At 61.5% G+C, this 15551-nt stretch carries 16 protein-coding genes; 7 read left to right on the top strand and 9 right to left on the bottom strand.

Annotated elements, in window-relative coordinates; genetic code table 11:
- Positions 1-190: 190 nt before the first annotated feature.
- The 3 genes from BLW71_RS08935 to BLW71_RS08925 form a co-directional block, all read right to left on the bottom strand.
- Complete coding sequence (locus tag BLW71_RS08935) at positions 191-865, bottom strand: response regulator transcription factor (RefSeq protein WP_091795272.1); 675 nt, start codon at positions 863-865, stop codon at positions 191-193.
- A gap of 16 nt (positions 866-881) precedes the next feature.
- The gene (locus BLW71_RS08930; RefSeq protein ID WP_091795269.1) at positions 882-1805 is read right to left on the bottom strand and encodes a LysR family transcriptional regulator; all 924 of its coding nucleotides are present in this window, start codon (positions 1803-1805) and stop codon (positions 882-884) included.
- Between the two features lie 319 nt (positions 1806-2124).
- The gene (locus BLW71_RS08925) at positions 2125-2499 is read right to left on the bottom strand and encodes a hypothetical protein (RefSeq protein ID WP_091795265.1); all 375 of its coding nucleotides are present in this window, start codon (positions 2497-2499) and stop codon (positions 2125-2127) included.
- Positions 2500-3249: 750 nt separating this feature from the next.
- Between BLW71_RS08925 and BLW71_RS08920 the strand changes: the two genes are divergently transcribed.
- Positions 3250-4245, top strand: a complete 996-nt coding sequence (locus BLW71_RS08920; RefSeq protein WP_091795262.1) for a GlxA family transcriptional regulator — start codon at positions 3250-3252, stop codon at positions 4243-4245.
- A gap of 108 nt (positions 4246-4353) precedes the next feature.
- Positions 4354-4905, top strand: a complete 552-nt coding sequence (gene rfbC / locus BLW71_RS08915) for a dTDP-4-dehydrorhamnose 3,5-epimerase (RefSeq protein WP_091795259.1) — start codon at positions 4354-4356, stop codon at positions 4903-4905.
- A gap of 47 nt (positions 4906-4952) precedes the next feature.
- On the opposite strand, the gene BLW71_RS08910 is transcribed toward rfbC, so the two are convergent.
- Entirely contained in the window at positions 4953-5843 is an 891-nt protein-coding gene (locus BLW71_RS08910; protein WP_091795256.1) for an EamA family transporter, read from the bottom strand.
- A gap of 102 nt (positions 5844-5945) precedes the next feature.
- On the opposite strand from BLW71_RS08910, the gene BLW71_RS08905 reads away from it, so the two are divergent.
- Both BLW71_RS08905 and BLW71_RS08900 read left to right on the top strand, forming a co-directional pair.
- Entirely contained in the window at positions 5946-6851 is a 906-nt protein-coding gene (locus BLW71_RS08905; protein WP_091795253.1) for a LysR substrate-binding domain-containing protein, read from the top strand.
- A 104-nt stretch (positions 6852-6955) separates the two neighbouring features.
- A complete protein-coding gene (locus BLW71_RS08900; protein WP_091800638.1) occupies positions 6956-7585 on the top strand; it encodes a GNAT family N-acetyltransferase in 630 nt (209 codons plus the stop codon).
- Positions 7586-7682: 97 nt separating this feature from the next.
- Here BLW71_RS08900 and BLW71_RS08895 read toward each other — a convergent pair whose 3' ends face one another.
- From BLW71_RS08895 to BLW71_RS08875, 5 genes are all read right to left on the bottom strand, one after another.
- Positions 7683-8450: an ABC transporter ATP-binding protein gene (locus BLW71_RS08895; protein WP_091795250.1), complete on the bottom strand. Its 768-nt coding sequence runs from the start codon at positions 8448-8450 to the stop codon at positions 7683-7685.
- The gene (locus BLW71_RS08890) at positions 8447-9313 is read right to left on the bottom strand and encodes an ABC transporter permease (protein WP_091795248.1); all 867 of its coding nucleotides are present in this window, start codon (positions 9311-9313) and stop codon (positions 8447-8449) included. Before BLW71_RS08890 ends, BLW71_RS08895 begins: the two co-directional genes overlap by 4 nt.
- 54 nt (positions 9314-9367) lie before the next feature.
- Positions 9368-10420 carry an aliphatic sulfonate ABC transporter substrate-binding protein gene (locus BLW71_RS08885; protein ID WP_091795245.1) on the bottom strand — a complete coding sequence of 351 codons (1053 nt, stop codon included), beginning with the start codon at positions 10418-10420 and terminating at the stop codon, positions 9368-9370.
- A gap of 267 nt (positions 10421-10687) precedes the next feature.
- The gene (locus BLW71_RS08880) at positions 10688-10849 is read right to left on the bottom strand and encodes a DUF1328 domain-containing protein (protein WP_091795242.1); all 162 of its coding nucleotides are present in this window, start codon (positions 10847-10849) and stop codon (positions 10688-10690) included.
- A gap of 238 nt (positions 10850-11087) precedes the next feature.
- The gene (locus BLW71_RS08875) at positions 11088-12047 is read right to left on the bottom strand and encodes a LysR family transcriptional regulator (protein WP_091795239.1); all 960 of its coding nucleotides are present in this window, start codon (positions 12045-12047) and stop codon (positions 11088-11090) included.
- A 130-nt stretch (positions 12048-12177) separates the two neighbouring features.
- On the opposite strand from BLW71_RS08875, the gene BLW71_RS08870 reads away from it, so the two are divergent.
- The 3 genes from BLW71_RS08870 to BLW71_RS08860 all read left to right on the top strand — a co-directional run bounded on the left by BLW71_RS08870 (position 12178) and on the right by BLW71_RS08860 (position 15405).
- The gene (locus tag BLW71_RS08870) at positions 12178-13344 is read left to right on the top strand and encodes a mandelate racemase/muconate lactonizing enzyme family protein (protein ID WP_091795236.1); all 1167 of its coding nucleotides are present in this window, start codon (positions 12178-12180) and stop codon (positions 13342-13344) included.
- Positions 13345-13507: 163 nt separating this feature from the next.
- Positions 13508-14863: a C4-dicarboxylate transporter DctA gene (gene dctA, locus BLW71_RS08865; protein ID WP_091795232.1), complete on the top strand. Its 1356-nt coding sequence runs from the start codon at positions 13508-13510 to the stop codon at positions 14861-14863.
- Positions 14864-15111: 248 nt separating this feature from the next.
- A complete protein-coding gene (locus BLW71_RS08860; RefSeq protein WP_091795229.1) occupies positions 15112-15405 on the top strand; it encodes a GYD domain-containing protein in 294 nt (97 codons plus the stop codon).
- Positions 15406-15551 lie beyond the last annotated feature (146 nt).

Here is a 15551-nt window from a genome sequence, read left to right as displayed (position 1 = left end):
AGGACTCGCGCCGTTGGCGCGCTCCGGTAACGGCATTCTGGGGAGCGAGGCCTAACAGGCGCGGGCTAAACAGATGAAACTAGTTTTAGGAAGCGGCGTTTGACCGGCGATTGCCTCGATAGGCCTGCGCAAACGGCATTAGCGCTGCATGCAGCGCTAATGCCTGTCTGTGAAAACGGGAAGGTGTCGGTCAGCCGAACAGATAACCTGAGCCGCGAATCGTGCGAATCAACGGGCGCTCGCCGGGCATTTCAACTTTCTTGCGCAAACGCCCCACGTGCACGTCGATCAGGTTGGTGCCCGGGTCGAAGCGGCAACCCCATACGGCTTCGAAAATCATCGTGCGGGTGAGCACCTGGCCGGTGTGGCGCATCATGAATTCGAGTACACGGAATTCAGTGGGTTGCAGATCGAGTTCGCGCTGGCGGTGGGTGACTTTGCGGCGTACCAGGTCCAGCTCCAGCGCGCCGTTGCGCAGCATGGTTTCAGCTTTCGCATGACGTGGGCGCCGCCGCAACAGCACCTCGACGCGCGCGAACATTTCCTCGGGCGAGAATGGCTTGGTCAGATAGTCGTCGCCGCCGGCTCGCAGGCCCTGTATGCGCTGATCGACATCGGACATCGCGCTCATCACCAGCACGGGCGTTTCCATGCCCACGCCGCGCATGGTCGCGACGATCGTCAAGCCGTCGAGATCGGGCAGCATGCGATCGAGCGTCACGACGTCGTAGTCGCCTGCCATTGCTTTGGCCATGCCTTCCCGGCCCGTGCGCGCCACATCGACGGAAAAGCCGCTCGCGCTGAGCGTGCGAACGATGTCGTGAGCGATCAATTCGTCGTCTTCAATCGTCAATATTCTCGGCATGATGCGCGGACCCGATTCAGGCGACCGCGCGCAGGGCGACCGGGCGGTCCGGCGCGCGATACTGGCCGACCGCGAAGTCGATGAAGGTGCGCACGCGCATCGAAAGGTAATTACGGCCGGAGTAGAGAATCGACACGTGGCGCGAGCCGCCGTTGATCTCGAACTGTTCGAGCACCGGAATCAACGCGCCGCGCGCGAGATCGTCCGCGATGATCGGCATGGGCAGCAACGCGATGCCCATGTGGTTGAGCGCAGCCGCACGCACCATCGCGCTGCTGGTGGCGGTGAGCGCACTGCCGGTGCTGACGCGATAGATGCCGTCGGCATCCGCGAACTCCCAGGCTCGCGACGAACCGTCGGACACGGTCAGCAGACCGTGCCGGTTCAGCGCCGCGGGATCGCGAGGCGTGCCGTTGCGTGCGAGATAGGTGGGCGAGGCAACGGTGAGCTCGTCGACGCTGGTGAGTGTGCGGCTGACCAGGCTGGAATTGGCGAGGCGCCGGTCGTCGGAGAAGCACACGTCGAAGCCGCCTTCCACGAGATCGATGTGCGTATCGAACGTGGTCACGTCGAAGTCCACGCGTGGATGCAGCGCGCGGTAAGCGGCCAGTAGCGCGCCCAGCCCCGTGGTGGCGAAGGTCAGTGGCGTGGCGATCCGTAATGTGCCTTGGGGGTCGCGCGTGGTTTCAAGCAGACTGGATTCCATTTCGTCGAGCTTTTCGATGATCGCGCGGCAACCGTCGAGATATTCGCGCCCCACGTCCGTCAGCGAAAGACTGCGCGTGGTGCGGTTCAGCAAACGCATGTTCAGATGCGCTTCCAGGGTGCCGACGCTGCGCGTGACCGCCGCCGCGGATATACCTAACTGTCTCGCCGCGAGATTGAAGCTGGCGAGATCGACTACCCGAATGAAGACACGCATCGCTTGTAGCTGGTTCATGTTGGAACGGTAGAGAGGGGCGATGGATGCATCATCGGCGATGGTGGATAAATCCGCGCTGCTAGGTGCATTAAGTCTTTTTTAATTTCGTGCAATGTTCATGAACTGCGTGCGCGGACTGCTTCCGGTTCCGGAAATAAAGATCAGCAAAACTAAGCAAGGAGAAAGCGCGCAGACGAGGCCGCGCTTATGGAAGAGGCTTGAATGAAAGTGACGGCAGCCGGGTTGCGTCCGAAGTGGGGGGCTGCATGGCGCGGTGCGCGCGTGATCTGAAACGCAGTGCTGCGCGACGCGCAACAAACCCCCGCGCGCGGATGCTTCAGTTGAGCATGCCGTGGGTTGCCAGCGAGTCTTCCAGGTGGCGCGTGAGCGCGTGATGCAATTTGGCGAGGTTTTCGGCTGGCAGCGCGAAACCGGCCCAGCCGAGACCGGAATGACGCAGGAACAGCACTGCGCCGTCGTGCAGCGGATGCTTTTCGGTGTGCCAGCACGGGTCGATCTCGATCACATACTGGTGGGTGCGCAACGGCTCCGTGGGCACTTCCGGGCGCATGGCGGCGCGCAAGACGCCGAGGTGTTCGATCACCGCGTCCAGATCGGCCACCTCGAGCAGTACGACGCCGCCTTCGACGGCGATGCGAACCGCGTTCTGACCATATTCGTTGACTCTTTCAATGCTCATGGGGCGCGACATGTCCAGGCTCCTTGTGCAACTATCACGGTGCAGGAATTATGTCGCGGCCATGCCGAGGAAATCCTTAAAGTGTGCGATCCGTGGATGAAACTTTGTTTAAGGAACGTGCGCACCGCACCGGCCCTGCGTCCGCCAGAGTTCCGACCGCCGCGCGCTGCAAATATCGATTAAGTCATACTTTTAACCGACCCGATGTTTCAATATAGAAACATTTTTAGCCGTTCGGGAAATGCGCTGAAAAACCTTAAATCGAAGTTGAACGGATAAATAACGACCGGTTGCATCGAGGTGGCCGTTAAATTCCCGATTTGCGAATGAAGGTGCTATGGAACGGTCATTATCTGCGAGGTTTGGATTTCAGGTTTGAAACACTTTTGAATGTGGCTGCGACATACGTAAGTCACAAAACAGCTTGCTTGACAGGGGCGTGAGCGATACGCCACGATGACCGAAAAGGTCGTCTGGTAGCCACTTCCGGCGCTGGAGCCAAAGTTCAGTGCCGCAGCGATTGGCAGCGGATCCGATACGACCAGCGTGCCTCATATCAAACACCCGATAACTGTTTTCTTCATACATTCCGTTTTTCGATAGTATTTGTTTTTCAAATTTACTATAGCGAGGGGTTCGGCTAACATCACGCTTAATCCGTTAAGTGGCGTTGTCCGAAATCTTCCTCGTCATAATCATTCCGTTCATATCGGCCGCTAACGGGATCGGGGTCCACAATGTACGACAGCCTGGGGAAATATCATGCCGCACATGCACCTTGATACTGCGAGGATCACCTGGCTGCATACGCCGACACTGAGCGCGCGTAATGCGACGCGGCGAATCGGCGTGTTGCTTTTCGACGGCTTCTGGCTTCTGGGGCCGGGCACGGTGGTGGAGATGTTCCAGACCGCCAATGAACTCACCGCGTCACGCGCTGGCGAAGAACAGCCTTACGAAGTGCAATTCCTTTCAATGGACGGCGGCAGCGTCGCCAGTTCCTCTTCGGCGCGCATCTGGACTGACCGAATCGACGCGCGTTTCGGCAGCGGCTTCGACGTACTGTTTATCGCCGGCGGCTACGGTGCGCATGTGGCCGCGCGCGACGAGCGCGTGCTCGGCTGGCTGCGCGCGGTGCAATCGCGCACTCGCGCGATCGAAACGATCGGTGAAGGTCGGCTCGTTCTGGAAGCGGCCTGCCCGTCGGATCACGACGGACCGCAGGTGAACCGCTATCTGAACAGCGTGACCAACGACTCCGCACTGAGCGCATCGAATGATCGGCATGACTGTGCGCGCAGCGCGCTCATGTTCATCAAGCGTGATCTTGGCGCCGAGCTCGCCCGCAGCGTCGCCGACCGTGTGATGCCCGGCATGGCCGCCACCTGGGTGCCGTTGCCGGCTGAAGGCGGCACGCTCAGCGTGGCCGAAAAAATCCGTGCCGCGGCGCGGTGGATGGAGGCGAATTGCGACCGTCCGGTTTCGGTGGCGGACGCCGCGCAGGTGGCGGCGATGAGCGAGCGCAATTTCCTGCGGCGTTTCAAGCACGAAATGCAGGTCACCCCGTCGGACTATCTCTTGCAGATACGCCTGCGCATTGCCTGCAACTTCCTGACCGAGACCGAATTACCGGTCGACAAGATCGCGCGCCGCAGTGGTACGGGTAATGGCGATCGTCTGGCGAAAATCTTCCGCAAGCGCATGGCGTTATCTCCAACGGAATATCGCGCCCGCAGCCGCGTCGTGACGCAGGCGTAGTGTTGGTGAATGCGGCTGCGCCATTAGCCGCGCGCCTTATGCGAATTGGACGCGGCCGCCATCACGGCCGCGTTTTCGCCGGTCTAGCTTCTTACGAGTACAGCGGCAATGGGCAACAAGGTGATCGCGACGGCATTGCCGGAGGTCAAGCTCATCGAGCCCGAGGTGTTTTGCGACGAATTCGGCTTCTGCTTCGAGAGCTTTAGCGAGGACGAGTTTAACTGTGACGTCTCGCAAGCTTTCCAGTTTGTGCAGGACCGGCATTCGAGCGCGGTGCATGGCGTATTGCGCGGGCTGCACTATCAGGTGCAGCGTCCTCAAGGGCGGCTCATGCGGGTCGTCGTGGGCGAAGTGTTCGGCGTCGCCGTGGACGTACGGCTCAATTCGCCGAATTTCGGCAAGTGGTGTGGGGCGCATCTGAGCGCGGCCAACCACCGCCAGATCTGGGTGCCGCCGGGCTTTGCGCACGGTTTCGTGGTGCTGTCCGACGTCGCCGAGTGTTTGTGGAAGACCACGGAATACTGGTTTCCCGAACTGGAGCGCTGCATCCTGTGGCGCGATCCCGACATTGGCATTGAGTGGCCAATCGATTTCGAGCCGATCCTCGGCGCGAAGGATGCCGCGGGCCGGCGTCTCTACGAAGCGGAAAACATCGCCTGAGCGGAGCGCGGAGTGCAGCCGCGCGTGCCGCTGTCCTGCGCTTCCGATCAGCGGCTTGCGACCACGGCGCCGACACTTGCAGTGACCACCAGCAGCGAACCCGCGATCTGCAATACCCCCATCGCCTGATTCAGCACGACGAAGCCCGCTAACGCGCCGATTGCCGGTTCGACACTCATCAGGATCCCGAATGAACCGGCCGGCATGTGCCGCAATGCCACCATTTCGAGCGCGTACGGCAGCAGCGGGACCAGTATCGCGAGGCCCGCCGTCGCCGCGACCTGGGCGCCCGCGACGTGCAGCCCGCTTTGCGCAAGTCCGAAAGGCGTGGCCACGAGTGCGGCGGCGATCAACGACACCGATAGTCCTTCGAGTCCCGCGAATAGGGTGCCGGTCTTTTTCATCAACACGATATAGCTGCCCCAGCCGAGCGCCGCGGCGCACGCGAGCAGCACGCCGAGCGGTTCGCCGATCCAGCCGGCGCGATCGCGCGAAAGCAGTATCACACCGGCAATCGCCAGCGCGGGCCAAAGCAATGCTCGCGCGCGGCGCACCGCGAAGGTCGCCACTGCGAGCGGCCCGAGAAAGTCGATCGCGACGGCAAGCCCTAGCGGAATGCGCTGGAGCGCCGTGAAGAAGCACAACGTCATGCCGGCCATCGCCGCGCCGAGCGCGCCGGCGGCCATCCAGTGCGAACGCGAGTAGCTTCTGAAGCGCGGGCGCACCAGCAGCGCGAGCACCAGCGCCGCCCAGCACAGGCGCAGCCACGTGGTGCTGAGCGAACCGTACGCGGCCATCGTCGGTGCGGAGAGGGCGGCGCCGAATTGCACGCTCGACATCGACAGCACGCACAGCAACGCCGCCCCGGCGGCGGCGCGGGCCGGCTTCACGTTGTTCTGCGAGGAATTCAGCGGGGATTGAATAGTCGTGTCCTGCATGGTCGTCGGTGTGCCGCTCGATGGAATCTGTTGACCCTATCTTATCGGTGCGTGCGGTATTAAGATAAGTTGATATTTCTTATGCCGACTTCAAGAACTTTTATGACCCGAGATCTCGACAGCAGCCTGCTGCGCACCTTTGTCACCGTGGCGGAGACGGGCGCGGTGGGTGTGGCGGCGGCGCGGCTCGCGCGTACCCAGGCGGCGGTGAGCATGCAGTTGCGCCGGCTCGAAGAAGAACTGGGGCAGCGTTTGCTCGACCGCTCGCCGCGCGGCGTGCAGCTCACCGAAGCCGGGCATCTGTTGCTGCCCTATGCTCACACGATCCTCGGCGCGGGTGCCGACGCACGCCGCGCGTTGGGCGCCGGGCAAGTGTCCGGCACCGTGCGACTCGGTATGCTGGAGGACATCGCGGTCGGCCGTTTGCCGCGGGCATTGCGGCGTTTTTCGATCGCATACCCGCAAGTGGCGCTGGAAATCGTGGTCGACAGCAGTGCGGCATTGTCGAACCGGCTCGCGGACGGCAGCCTCGACGTGGTGGTCGGCGATCCCGCGCTGGTCGACGCCGCGCCGCTTCTTACGTGGACGCAGCCCCTCTTCTGGGTCGGCGCGCGCGGCTTTGGCCGCGACGCGCGGGCGCCGTTGCCGGTGGTGGCATTCGGCGACGCGTGTCTGTGGCAGCAGCAGGTGCTGACGGCGCTACGGCGCGCGGGGATCGCGTGGCGCATCGTGTGCACGAGCACCAGCTTGCCGGCCGTGCAATCCGCCGTCGAAGCCGGGCTTGGCGTATCGGTGCTGCTCGACGGCAACATCCGCTCGGAGTCGATGCGCGTGCTCGGCCATGCCGAGGGTTTGCCCGATGCGCCCACGGCGGACTTCGGGCTCTTCATGCGGGAGGTTTCCGGCGCGCAGGCGGCGGCCGTGCAGACTTTGCAAACATTCCTCTGCGAGGAATTGCATCTCGGCTTGCGCGAAGGCGAGCCACAGCTTGCGTCGGCTGCGGGCTAGTGCGCCATTCAGCGCTCCCATGTGAGTTTTTACGACATTTTTTCTTGAGACGCACCCACTCGAAATCTACACTTCGGGCATCCTGATACCGCGAGGTGCTCAACGTGAAGCGACGTGCAACGACGCAACAATCCGTTCGTATCGATTACGTGTGTCACGGCGTGGGCCGTGTCGAATTGCGCCGCTTCGATCCGGCGCGCGATTCGTTCGTTGCGCTGACGGCAATGTTGCATCGCGCTTTCACGCCGCTCGGCGCGATGGGCCTCAATTGCACTTGTGTCGATCAGACCGTCGAGACGACACGCCTGCGCGCAACGCGCGGCGATTGCTATGTGGCGGTATGCGACGGACGCATCGTCGGTACGATGACGCTCTATGCCCTGGACCGTGAGTCGGCCTGCGAGCTTTACCGTCGCGACGATATCGCCAGCTTGCGGCAGTTCGCCGTCGAGCCGGTGTGGCAGGCGCGAGGGATCGGCACCTTGCTGATCGCATTCGCCGACCATTGGGCCGCGACGCGAGGTTATGCCGAGCTTGCGCTCGATACGCCGCAACCGGCCGCGCATCTGATCGCATTTTATCGTGGCCAGGGGTTTCGTATCGTCGATTTCGTGCGCTTCGACGGCAAGCGGTACGACAGCGCGATCCTGAGCAAGCCGCCGGTGGCGACGCGCACGCTCGCCAACTGGTCGCATCGATTGAGTGCGCGGGCGCAGATTGCGCGAGCGGCGTGAACGCTAGGACGCGCCGAGCGTGAGTCAATGGCTGGCGAGGCGCAGCTCACAACGATCTAAATGTATCGGCGCGACGAATCGTCAATTTGATCGGGCTTTAATCGTCGACTGTCAGCCCGCTGTGCGCGATTCCTTCGAGCAAATCATCGCGCAGCGCGTCCAGCGCAGGATCGCGCAAGTTTCGAGGGCGCGGTGCAGCGATGTGGATCTCACGCGTGATGCGGCTCGGGCACCCATCACCAGGCGGCGACAACAACAGCACGCGGTCGGAGAGATAAAGCGCTTCGTCGAGATCGTGGGTGACCAGCAGCGCGGCTGTCCTGTGTGCGTGCGTCAACGAAAGCAGGACGTGTTGCAAGCGTGAGCGCGTGATCGCGTCGACGGCGCTGAACGGCTCGTCGAGCAGCAGCAGGTCGGGCTCCGCGAACAGGCCGCGCGCCAGCGCCACGCGTTGCGCCATGCCGCCCGACAGCCGCTTGGGCAGCGCATCGCGAATGCCTGGCAAGCCGACCTCGGCGAGCAGCGCATCGACGCGTGGATCGTGTCCCTTTCGCGGTCCGGCGGCGAACGCGATATTGTCGGCAACGCTTAGCCACGGCAGCAGCCGGGGCTCCTGAAAGATCACGCCGATCTTCCCGGAAGGTCCGCGCTGCGATTGCTTCTCAAGCAGCACCGAACCGGCGGTGTCCGGATCGAGGCCTGCAATCGCGCGAAGCAGCGTGCTTTTTCCACATCCGCTGGGGCCGACCAGACTGACGATCTCACCGCGAGCCACTTCAAACGATACCTGTTCGAACACCGTGCGTTGCCCGAAGCGCCGGGTCAGCCCGCGCACTTCGAGCATGGGGGCGGGAGCGTGGCTCATTGTGCGTCTCCCGGCCCATTGCGTGCGTCGCGCCAGGACAGCATGCGCGTCTCGATCGCCTTGAAGGCGCCGTCGCTCAGTTTGCCGAGCAGCGCGAGCAGCAGGATCGCGCCGAAGACGAGATCAGGCCGGCCAGTCTCGCGCCCGTCGCTCAGCAGATAGCCGAGTCCGCGTGTCGCGGCGATCAGCTCCGCGGCAACCATGAACATCCACGCAAGGCTCAGGCCGGTACGCAAGCCCGTGAAAATCTGCGGCATCGACGCGGGCAGGAGGATGCGTGTGAACAGCGCGCGTCGCGTCAGCCGGTTGACTTCACCGAACTCGATCAGCTTGCGGTCGACGCCCTGTATGCCGGCCACGACGCCAAGCTGCACTGGAAAGAATGCGCCGATCGCGATCAGCGTGATTTTGGGCGCTTCGTCGATACCCATCCAGAGCAAAAGGATCGGCACCCAGGCGAGCGAAGGAATCGCGCGCAGCGCCTGAAACGCGGGGTCGAGCAGTGCATCGACGCGGCGGCTCAGCCCCATGGCCGCGCCGATCAGCAATGCGAACGCGGAGCCGAGCGCAAAGCCTGCGCACACCCGCGCGATGCTCGCGCCGACATGCCGCGCGAGGCGTGTGCCGCCGAGTTCCCACAGCGTTTCTACGATAGAACTCGGCGCGGGCACGAGATGCGCCGGCAACACGGACGACCGGACCAGCGCTTCGATCGCTGCGAGAAACAGAACCGGCAGCGCAAGCCCGGCATAGCGCCACGGGCGCAACGGGTCGCGGGTGCGCTGATCCAGCACTGGCTCGTTCGCGGACAGCCGTTGCGAAGCGCGGCTCGCAAGCGCGAGCGTCTCTTCAGTGGCGGCCATGGTTGCCACCGCCGGTGCATGCACTGACTGCTTGGGAGATTCGTATTGAGCGCATTATTTCGCGTTGGTGTTAGCGGACGCGATGACGGGTTGGGCGATTTTCGGATCGATCAACGCGTCGATGACCTGGTTGAGATCCGTGCCGCTCTTCACCAGTTGCTCATCGACGAGAATCGGCGCCGCGGCTTTGAGCGCGGCGATCTGCTGCGCGCCGGGCTGCGGGTGGCTGAAGTCGTTACGGCTGAGTTGCAGCTTCGCGACCGCGAGCGACACCTTCGATTCTTCGGAGACGATCTTCGCCGTGTCGTCGGGATGCGCGGCGATCCACACGCGCGCCTTCTCATACACCTTCAGCACGCGGGCGAGCGCGTCCCCATGTTCGCGGATGAAGTCCTCGCGCGCGTTCAGGAAGCCCCACGTATTGAAGTCGACGTTCCGGTACAAGAGGCGCGCGCCGTCGTCCACCTGCGCGGCGGCCATGTGCGGATCGAGACCGGCCCATGCGTCGACCTGTCCATTGGCAAGGGCGGTGCGGCCATCCGGATGCTGGAGATTCACGAGTTCGACGTCGTCGCGCGACAGTCCCGCCGTATGCAGCGCGCGCAACGTGAAGAGGAACGGGTCGGTGCCCTTGGTTGCGGCGATCTTCTTGCCTTTCAGGTCGGCGAGACTCTTGATCGAAGAGTCCTTGCGCACGACGAGCGCGGTCCACTCGGGGCGCGAAAAAATATAGACGGCGCGGATCGGATTGCCGTTCGCCTTGCCGAGAACGGCGGCCAGACCCGCCGTCGAGCCGATATCGATCGCGCCGCTGTTCAGATACTCGAGCGCGCGGTTGCTGCCGAGGCTGAGCACCCATTTGACCGGGGTATGGTCGGCGGCGAACTCCTGTTCCAGCCAGCCGTTGCGCTTGATGACGAGGCTTTCCGGCGAGTAATACGCGTAGTCGAGCTTCAGTTCGGCAAGCGGCGCAGCCTGCGTGCTGCCAACGAAGCACAGCGCGAGCGCGGCCACTGCTGCCGTCATGGACTTGCGCAGAACGCGCGCGCGGCGAGCGGGCGATTGGTGTGCCGCCGCGAAGAATGCAAAACCCCGAACCAGTGCCATTGATTGTCCTTGTGATCGATCTTGATCTGGACGTTCAATGTAGCGAAAGCGCTCACGCAAGCGAACCAATTAAAGTTCAGAATCAAAGCAGTTCTGGCGCTATTGCAGAGCAGGGGGGGCGGTGGGTGGAGGAAGGAGGGAAGAAATCCAGGGAAGAACCCCGGCACGGGCAGCAATAATTGCAATACCGTGTGGCAAGTATTGCAACGTAGTGCTGATTCTCGCGCCGGGATAGGGGTGTTTCCGCCTAAACGGACTAGGCGCTCATCAGCGTCGCATCACGCCCATCAGCAAGGTGACGAGGAAGATCACCACGAAGATGAAGAACAGGATCTTGGCGATTTCCGTCGCGCCTGCGGCAATGCCGCCAAAGCCGAATACTGCGGCGATGATTGCGATAATGAAGAAGATTGCAGCGTATCGAAGCATGGGGCCTCCCACCGGTGGATTGCTGGATTGATCATGAGAAACGGCGACTCGTTGTGGGCACTGCGTGCCTTGACGGGTTATTTGCCGGCGAGCGGAATAGAGCAATAGGTGTGCCCAGACCCGGCATGTGGCGCGCCGCCCAGAATCGCGGGTGGGTGCGTTGCGCCTTCTGGCGCATCATCCTTCCGTGTGCCTCAGCCTTTCTGAAAGACAAAGTCACACCGCTGCGGCGCACGGCTCATGGCTTACGGCCTGTTTTCTTCTTTTGAGCGTAGATCAAGGCGCCAGTTTCAACGGGGATGAACGGCGCCTGAAAGTGATCGATCAGAAAGTCGATGAATGCCCGTGCGCGCGCGGTCTGGTTCCGCTGGCTGGGATAGTAGACAAACAGATCGGCCGAGGGCAGTACCGTTTCCGGCAAGACGAGTTTTAATCTGCCGCTCTGAACGTACTTCGCCAGATCCCATTCGGAGCGGATCAATATGCCGTGCCCGTCGAGCGCCCACCGCAGCACGATATCGCCGTCATTGCTCGACAGCGCTCCTTTGACTTTCAGCGCTTCGGTGTGGTCGCCCTGCATATATCGCCAGACGCCATAGGCATCGTCGTTCTGCCGATGAATGATGCAACGGTGCCGAACGAGGTCCTCCACGCGTTCCGGTGTCCCAAAGCGTTCGAGGTATTTGGGCGAGGCGCAAAGAAAACGGCGATTGCTCATGATGCGCCGCGCGCTAAGCCGGCTGTCGGGAAGCTCGCCGAAGCGGATCGCCATGTCGAATGCTTCTTCCACGAGGTCGATGGGCCGGTCGGTGACTTCAAACTGGATTTCGACATTCGGAAAGCGCTTCGCGAAGTCAGACACGAGCGGCGCGATGGTCGTGCGCCCGAAACCCAGCGTGGCATTGATCCGTAACAGGCCATGAGGGTCCGACCGAGTCCCGGATATCTCGTCTTCCATCTGCCGGATCTGCCCGACGATCTGCGCGGCATAGTGCAGATAGGTCTCGCCTTCCGGCGTCAGGCTGACGCTGCGCGTGGTTCTGTTGACCAGTCGCGCGCCCAGTTTCTGTTCGATCAGCCCCAGACGTTTGGTTGCCGCCGGCGGGGTGAGGTCGAGCGCGCGCGCCGCGCCCGACAGGCTTTTCAGTCTGGCAAGGAGGATGAAAAACTCGAAATCGGATGCCGGGTCAGTGGCCACTCTGGTTATTCGCCTAAAGTAAAAAATGAAATGAATTTAGGCGAATTCTAGCGCGGCGTTTCGCGGATAAGCTAGTTTCCATTGCAGCCTGACGCATGCAATACGTGCCCAAAACTCAGGAGACCCCGCGATGAGAATCGTTGAAATCCGCGAAAAAACCGTTCCGATCAGTTCCCCAATCCGCAATGCCTACATCGACTTCAGCAAGATGACGCTGAGCCTCGTCGCCGTGGTGACGGATGTCATGCGCGACGGAAAGCCGGTAGTCGGTTACGGCTTCAATTCCAATGGCCGCTACGGCCAGGGCAAGCTGATGCGCGAGCGCTTCATTCCGCGCATTCTCGAAGCCGATCCCACCACGCTCGTCAACGACGCCGGCGACAACCTCGATCCGCACAGGATCTGGGCCACCATGTTCACGAATGAAAAGCCGGGCGGCCATGGCGAACGCTCGGTGGCGATCGGCACCATCGACATGGCAATCTGGGACGCGGTGGCGAAGATCGAAGGCAAGCCGCTGTTTCAGTTGCTGGCTGACCGCTACGGTAATGGGCAACCGGACCGCAAGATTTTCGTTTATGCGGCGGGCGGTTACTACTATCCCGGCCAGGACCATGGAAAGCTGAAAGACGAAATGCGCAGCTACATTGACCGGGGCTATACGGTCGTGAAGAAGAAAATCGGCGGTGCTTCGCTCGATGAAGATCTGCGCCGCATCGACTCGATTCTGAGCGTGCTGGGTGACGGACAGAAACTTGCTGTCGACGCCAATGGCCGCTTCGATCTCGACACGGCGATCCAGTACGCCAAAGCGCTCTCGCAATACGACCTGTTCTGGTACGAAGAACCGGGCGATCCGCTCGACTACGAATTGCAGGCCACGCTTCGCAATTACTACGACAAGCCCATGGCGACCGGCGAAGACCTGTTCTCGATGCAGGATGCTCGCAACCTCATTCGCTACGGCGGCATGCGTCCTGATCGTGACTGGCTGCAGTTCGATTGCGCGTTGAGCTATGGCCTCGTCGAATATCTGCGCACGCTCGATATGCTGCATCAGCACGGCTGGTCGCCGAGCCGCTGCATTCCGCACGGCGGACACCAGATGTCGTTGAACATCGCCGCCGGCCTCGGGCTGGGCGGCAACGAATCGTATCCGGACCTTTTCCAGCCCTACGGCGGTTTCCCGGACGGCGTGAAAGTGGACAACGGCTATATCACCATGCCCGATCTGCCGGGCATCGGCTTCGAAGGAAAGGCCGATCTCTTTGCCGAGATGCAAAAGCTGTCCGCATAAGTCATTAGCAACCCTACACGCCGGCACGTGTGTCGGCGTGGCGTTCACAAAAACAGACAAAGAGAACGCCGGAGAATTCGGTCCGTGCGCACCGCGGTGGTGGATGCCGCTGCGAGTGCTCACCCTGAATTTCATTAGAAGATGCCACGCATAGGAGACAGTCATGCGGGTTTCAAAGATTGGAAAATCGCTTTCCAGGCTCTACGTACAGGTTCTGATTGGCATTGTTGCCGGTGTCCTCGTCGGCCATTTCTACCCTGACATCGGTTCTCAACTCAAACCACTGGGCGATCTGTTCATCAAACTGATCCGGATGCTGCTTGCGCCGATCATCTTCGCATCCGTTGTCGTGGGTATTGCCCGCATGAACGATCTTCATGAGGCCGGCCGCGTGGGCGTCAAGGCGCTCGTGTACTTCGAGGTTGCCTCGACGATTGCTCTTGCCGTTGGCCTCGTTGTCGTGAACGTCATCAAGCCGGGCAGCGGTATGAACATCGATCCCGCCCATATCGACAGTTCGTCGATTTCCACCTACACCCATGCGGCGCAACAGCACGGCATGCTCGAGTTCTTCATGAGCATCGTGCCGAACAGCGTTGTCGGCGCGTTTGCGAATGGCGATATCCTGCCGATCATTTTCTTTTCGCTGCTGTTCGCGATCGCTCTCGCCAAACTGGGTCCACGTACCGCGCCGTTCGTCGACATGCTCGACATGTTCCTTCAGGGCATGTTCGGCGTCGTGCGAATCGTGATGTATGTCGCGCCTGTCGGCGCGTTTGGCGGCATGGCATTTACCATCGCGAAGTACGGAATCGGCACGCTGGCATCGTTCGGTCAGTTGATGCTGTGCCTTTACCTGACCTCGATTTTCTTCGTGGTCGTCGTGCTTGGACTGGTCATGCGAATGAGCGGATTGTCGCTGTGGAAGTATCTCCGCTACATCAAGGACGAAATCTTCATTACGCTCGGTACGGCTTCGACCGAAGCAGTGCTGCCGCAGATGATGATCAAAATGGAGAAGCTGGGTTGCTCGCGCCCTGTTGTCGGGATGGTGCTGCCCACAGGCTATACGTTCAATGCCGACGGTACGGCGATTTACCTGACCATGGCTTCGATGTTCGTTGCGCAAGCGCTGAACATCCACCTGACGATCTGGGACCAGCTTCTGCTTCTCGGCGTGCTGCTGCTGACATCCAAAGGGTCGGCGGGCGTAGCCGGAGCCGGGTTCGTCGCACTGGCCGCCACGCTGGCCTCGATGCACAAGATCCCCGTGTCCGGACTGGTGCTGCTGTTAGGTGTCGACCGCTTTCTCAACGAGGCGCGAGCGGTCACGAACCTGATCGGCAACGGAGTGGCGACCATCGTGGTGGCGCGATGGGAAGGTGCGCTCGATATGCACCGCGCCCGCGCCATGCTCGACAGGGTCGACACGAACCTCGATGCGCTGGAGTTACCCGCGCAGGCGCCGACGGATCGGACGCCTCCAGATGACATCGTTATCCGGCCTCGCACGCATTGAATCGACCTCCGTGATCAACCGGCGCGACCTCGCGCCGGTGTATTCACCGGGCGTTGCATTCGCTTGTGAGGAATCGACACGAGAGATGATTGTCACGCGCATCACAGCAAACATCCGGTGGCGCGCGTTGCCATTACCTACACTTGGATTGCGCGCAGAACGCTTTCGCGCATCAACGGCGCAATAGCGTTCGCGATCCGACTTGCGCGTCTGAATCCCGTCTCGTGTCAATCGTAAGGGGAATCGTCATGGCGACGTATGTGGTACTTGCACAATTCACTGATCAGGGAATCCGTAACATCAAAAACAGCCCGCAGCGTGCGGGTCAAGCGGCGGAATTAGCCAAGACCTTTGGCTGTGAAATGAAAGAGATCTACTGGACGTTGGGCGAATATGACATTGTCACGCTGATCGAAGCACCCGACGAGCAGAGCTTCGCGTCATTCGGATACGCGCTGGGCTCGGCCGGCAACGTCCGCACGCGAACGCTGCGCGCTTTTACGAAGGACGAGTGCAGCGCGATTATCGGCAAACTTCCATAAAACGCGCCCCCGCGCGCAACGCAAAAGCCCTGCAGACGAAAACCGCCGGCAGGGCAAAGCGCTCAACACATACAGTTCTCAACCGACGGACATTGAAACGAAACGCATCGCGCCCGCCGCGGCTAGCATCATGGCGGCATGAGTCA

It is taken from the genome of Burkholderia sp. WP9 (assembly GCF_900104795.1).
GTDB lineage: Bacteria > Pseudomonadota > Gammaproteobacteria > Burkholderiales > Burkholderiaceae > Paraburkholderia.
This window is presented reverse-complemented; position numbering and strand designations above follow the sequence as displayed.

Coding starts and splice junctions, on each gene's coding strand:
- BLW71_RS08935 (WP_091795272.1), bottom strand. CDS start 865: ATGCCGAGAATATTGACGATTGAAGACGACGAATTGATCGCTCACGAC.
- BLW71_RS08910 (WP_091795256.1), bottom strand. CDS start 5,843: ATGCAGGACACGACTATTCAATCCCCGCTGAATTCCTCGCAGAACAAC.
- BLW71_RS08930 (WP_091795269.1), bottom strand. CDS start 1,805: ATGAACCAGCTACAAGCGATGCGTGTCTTCATTCGGGTAGTCGATCTC.
- BLW71_RS08880 (WP_091795242.1), bottom strand. CDS start 10,849: ATGCTTCGATACGCTGCAATCTTCTTCATTATCGCAATCATCGCCGCA.
- BLW71_RS08895 (WP_091795250.1), bottom strand. CDS start 8,450: ATGAGCCACGCTCCCGCCCCCATGCTCGAAGTGCGCGGGCTGACCCGG.
- rfbC (WP_091795259.1), top strand. CDS start 4,354: ATGGGCAACAAGGTGATCGCGACGGCATTGCCGGAGGTCAAGCTCATC.
- BLW71_RS08925 (WP_091795265.1), bottom strand. CDS start 2,499: ATGTCGCGCCCCATGAGCATTGAAAGAGTCAACGAATATGGTCAGAAC.
- dctA (WP_091795232.1), top strand. CDS start 13,508: ATGCGGGTTTCAAAGATTGGAAAATCGCTTTCCAGGCTCTACGTACAG.
- BLW71_RS08870 (WP_091795236.1), top strand. CDS start 12,178: ATGAGAATCGTTGAAATCCGCGAAAAAACCGTTCCGATCAGTTCCCCA.
- BLW71_RS08860 (WP_091795229.1), top strand. CDS start 15,112: ATGGCGACGTATGTGGTACTTGCACAATTCACTGATCAGGGAATCCGT.
- BLW71_RS08920 (WP_091795262.1), top strand. CDS start 3,250: ATGCCGCACATGCACCTTGATACTGCGAGGATCACCTGGCTGCATACG.
- BLW71_RS08890 (WP_091795248.1), bottom strand. CDS start 9,313: ATGGCCGCCACTGAAGAGACGCTCGCGCTTGCGAGCCGCGCTTCGCAA.
- BLW71_RS08885 (WP_091795245.1), bottom strand. CDS start 10,420: ATGGCACTGGTTCGGGGTTTTGCATTCTTCGCGGCGGCACACCAATCG.
- BLW71_RS08905 (WP_091795253.1), top strand. CDS start 5,946: ATGACCCGAGATCTCGACAGCAGCCTGCTGCGCACCTTTGTCACCGTG.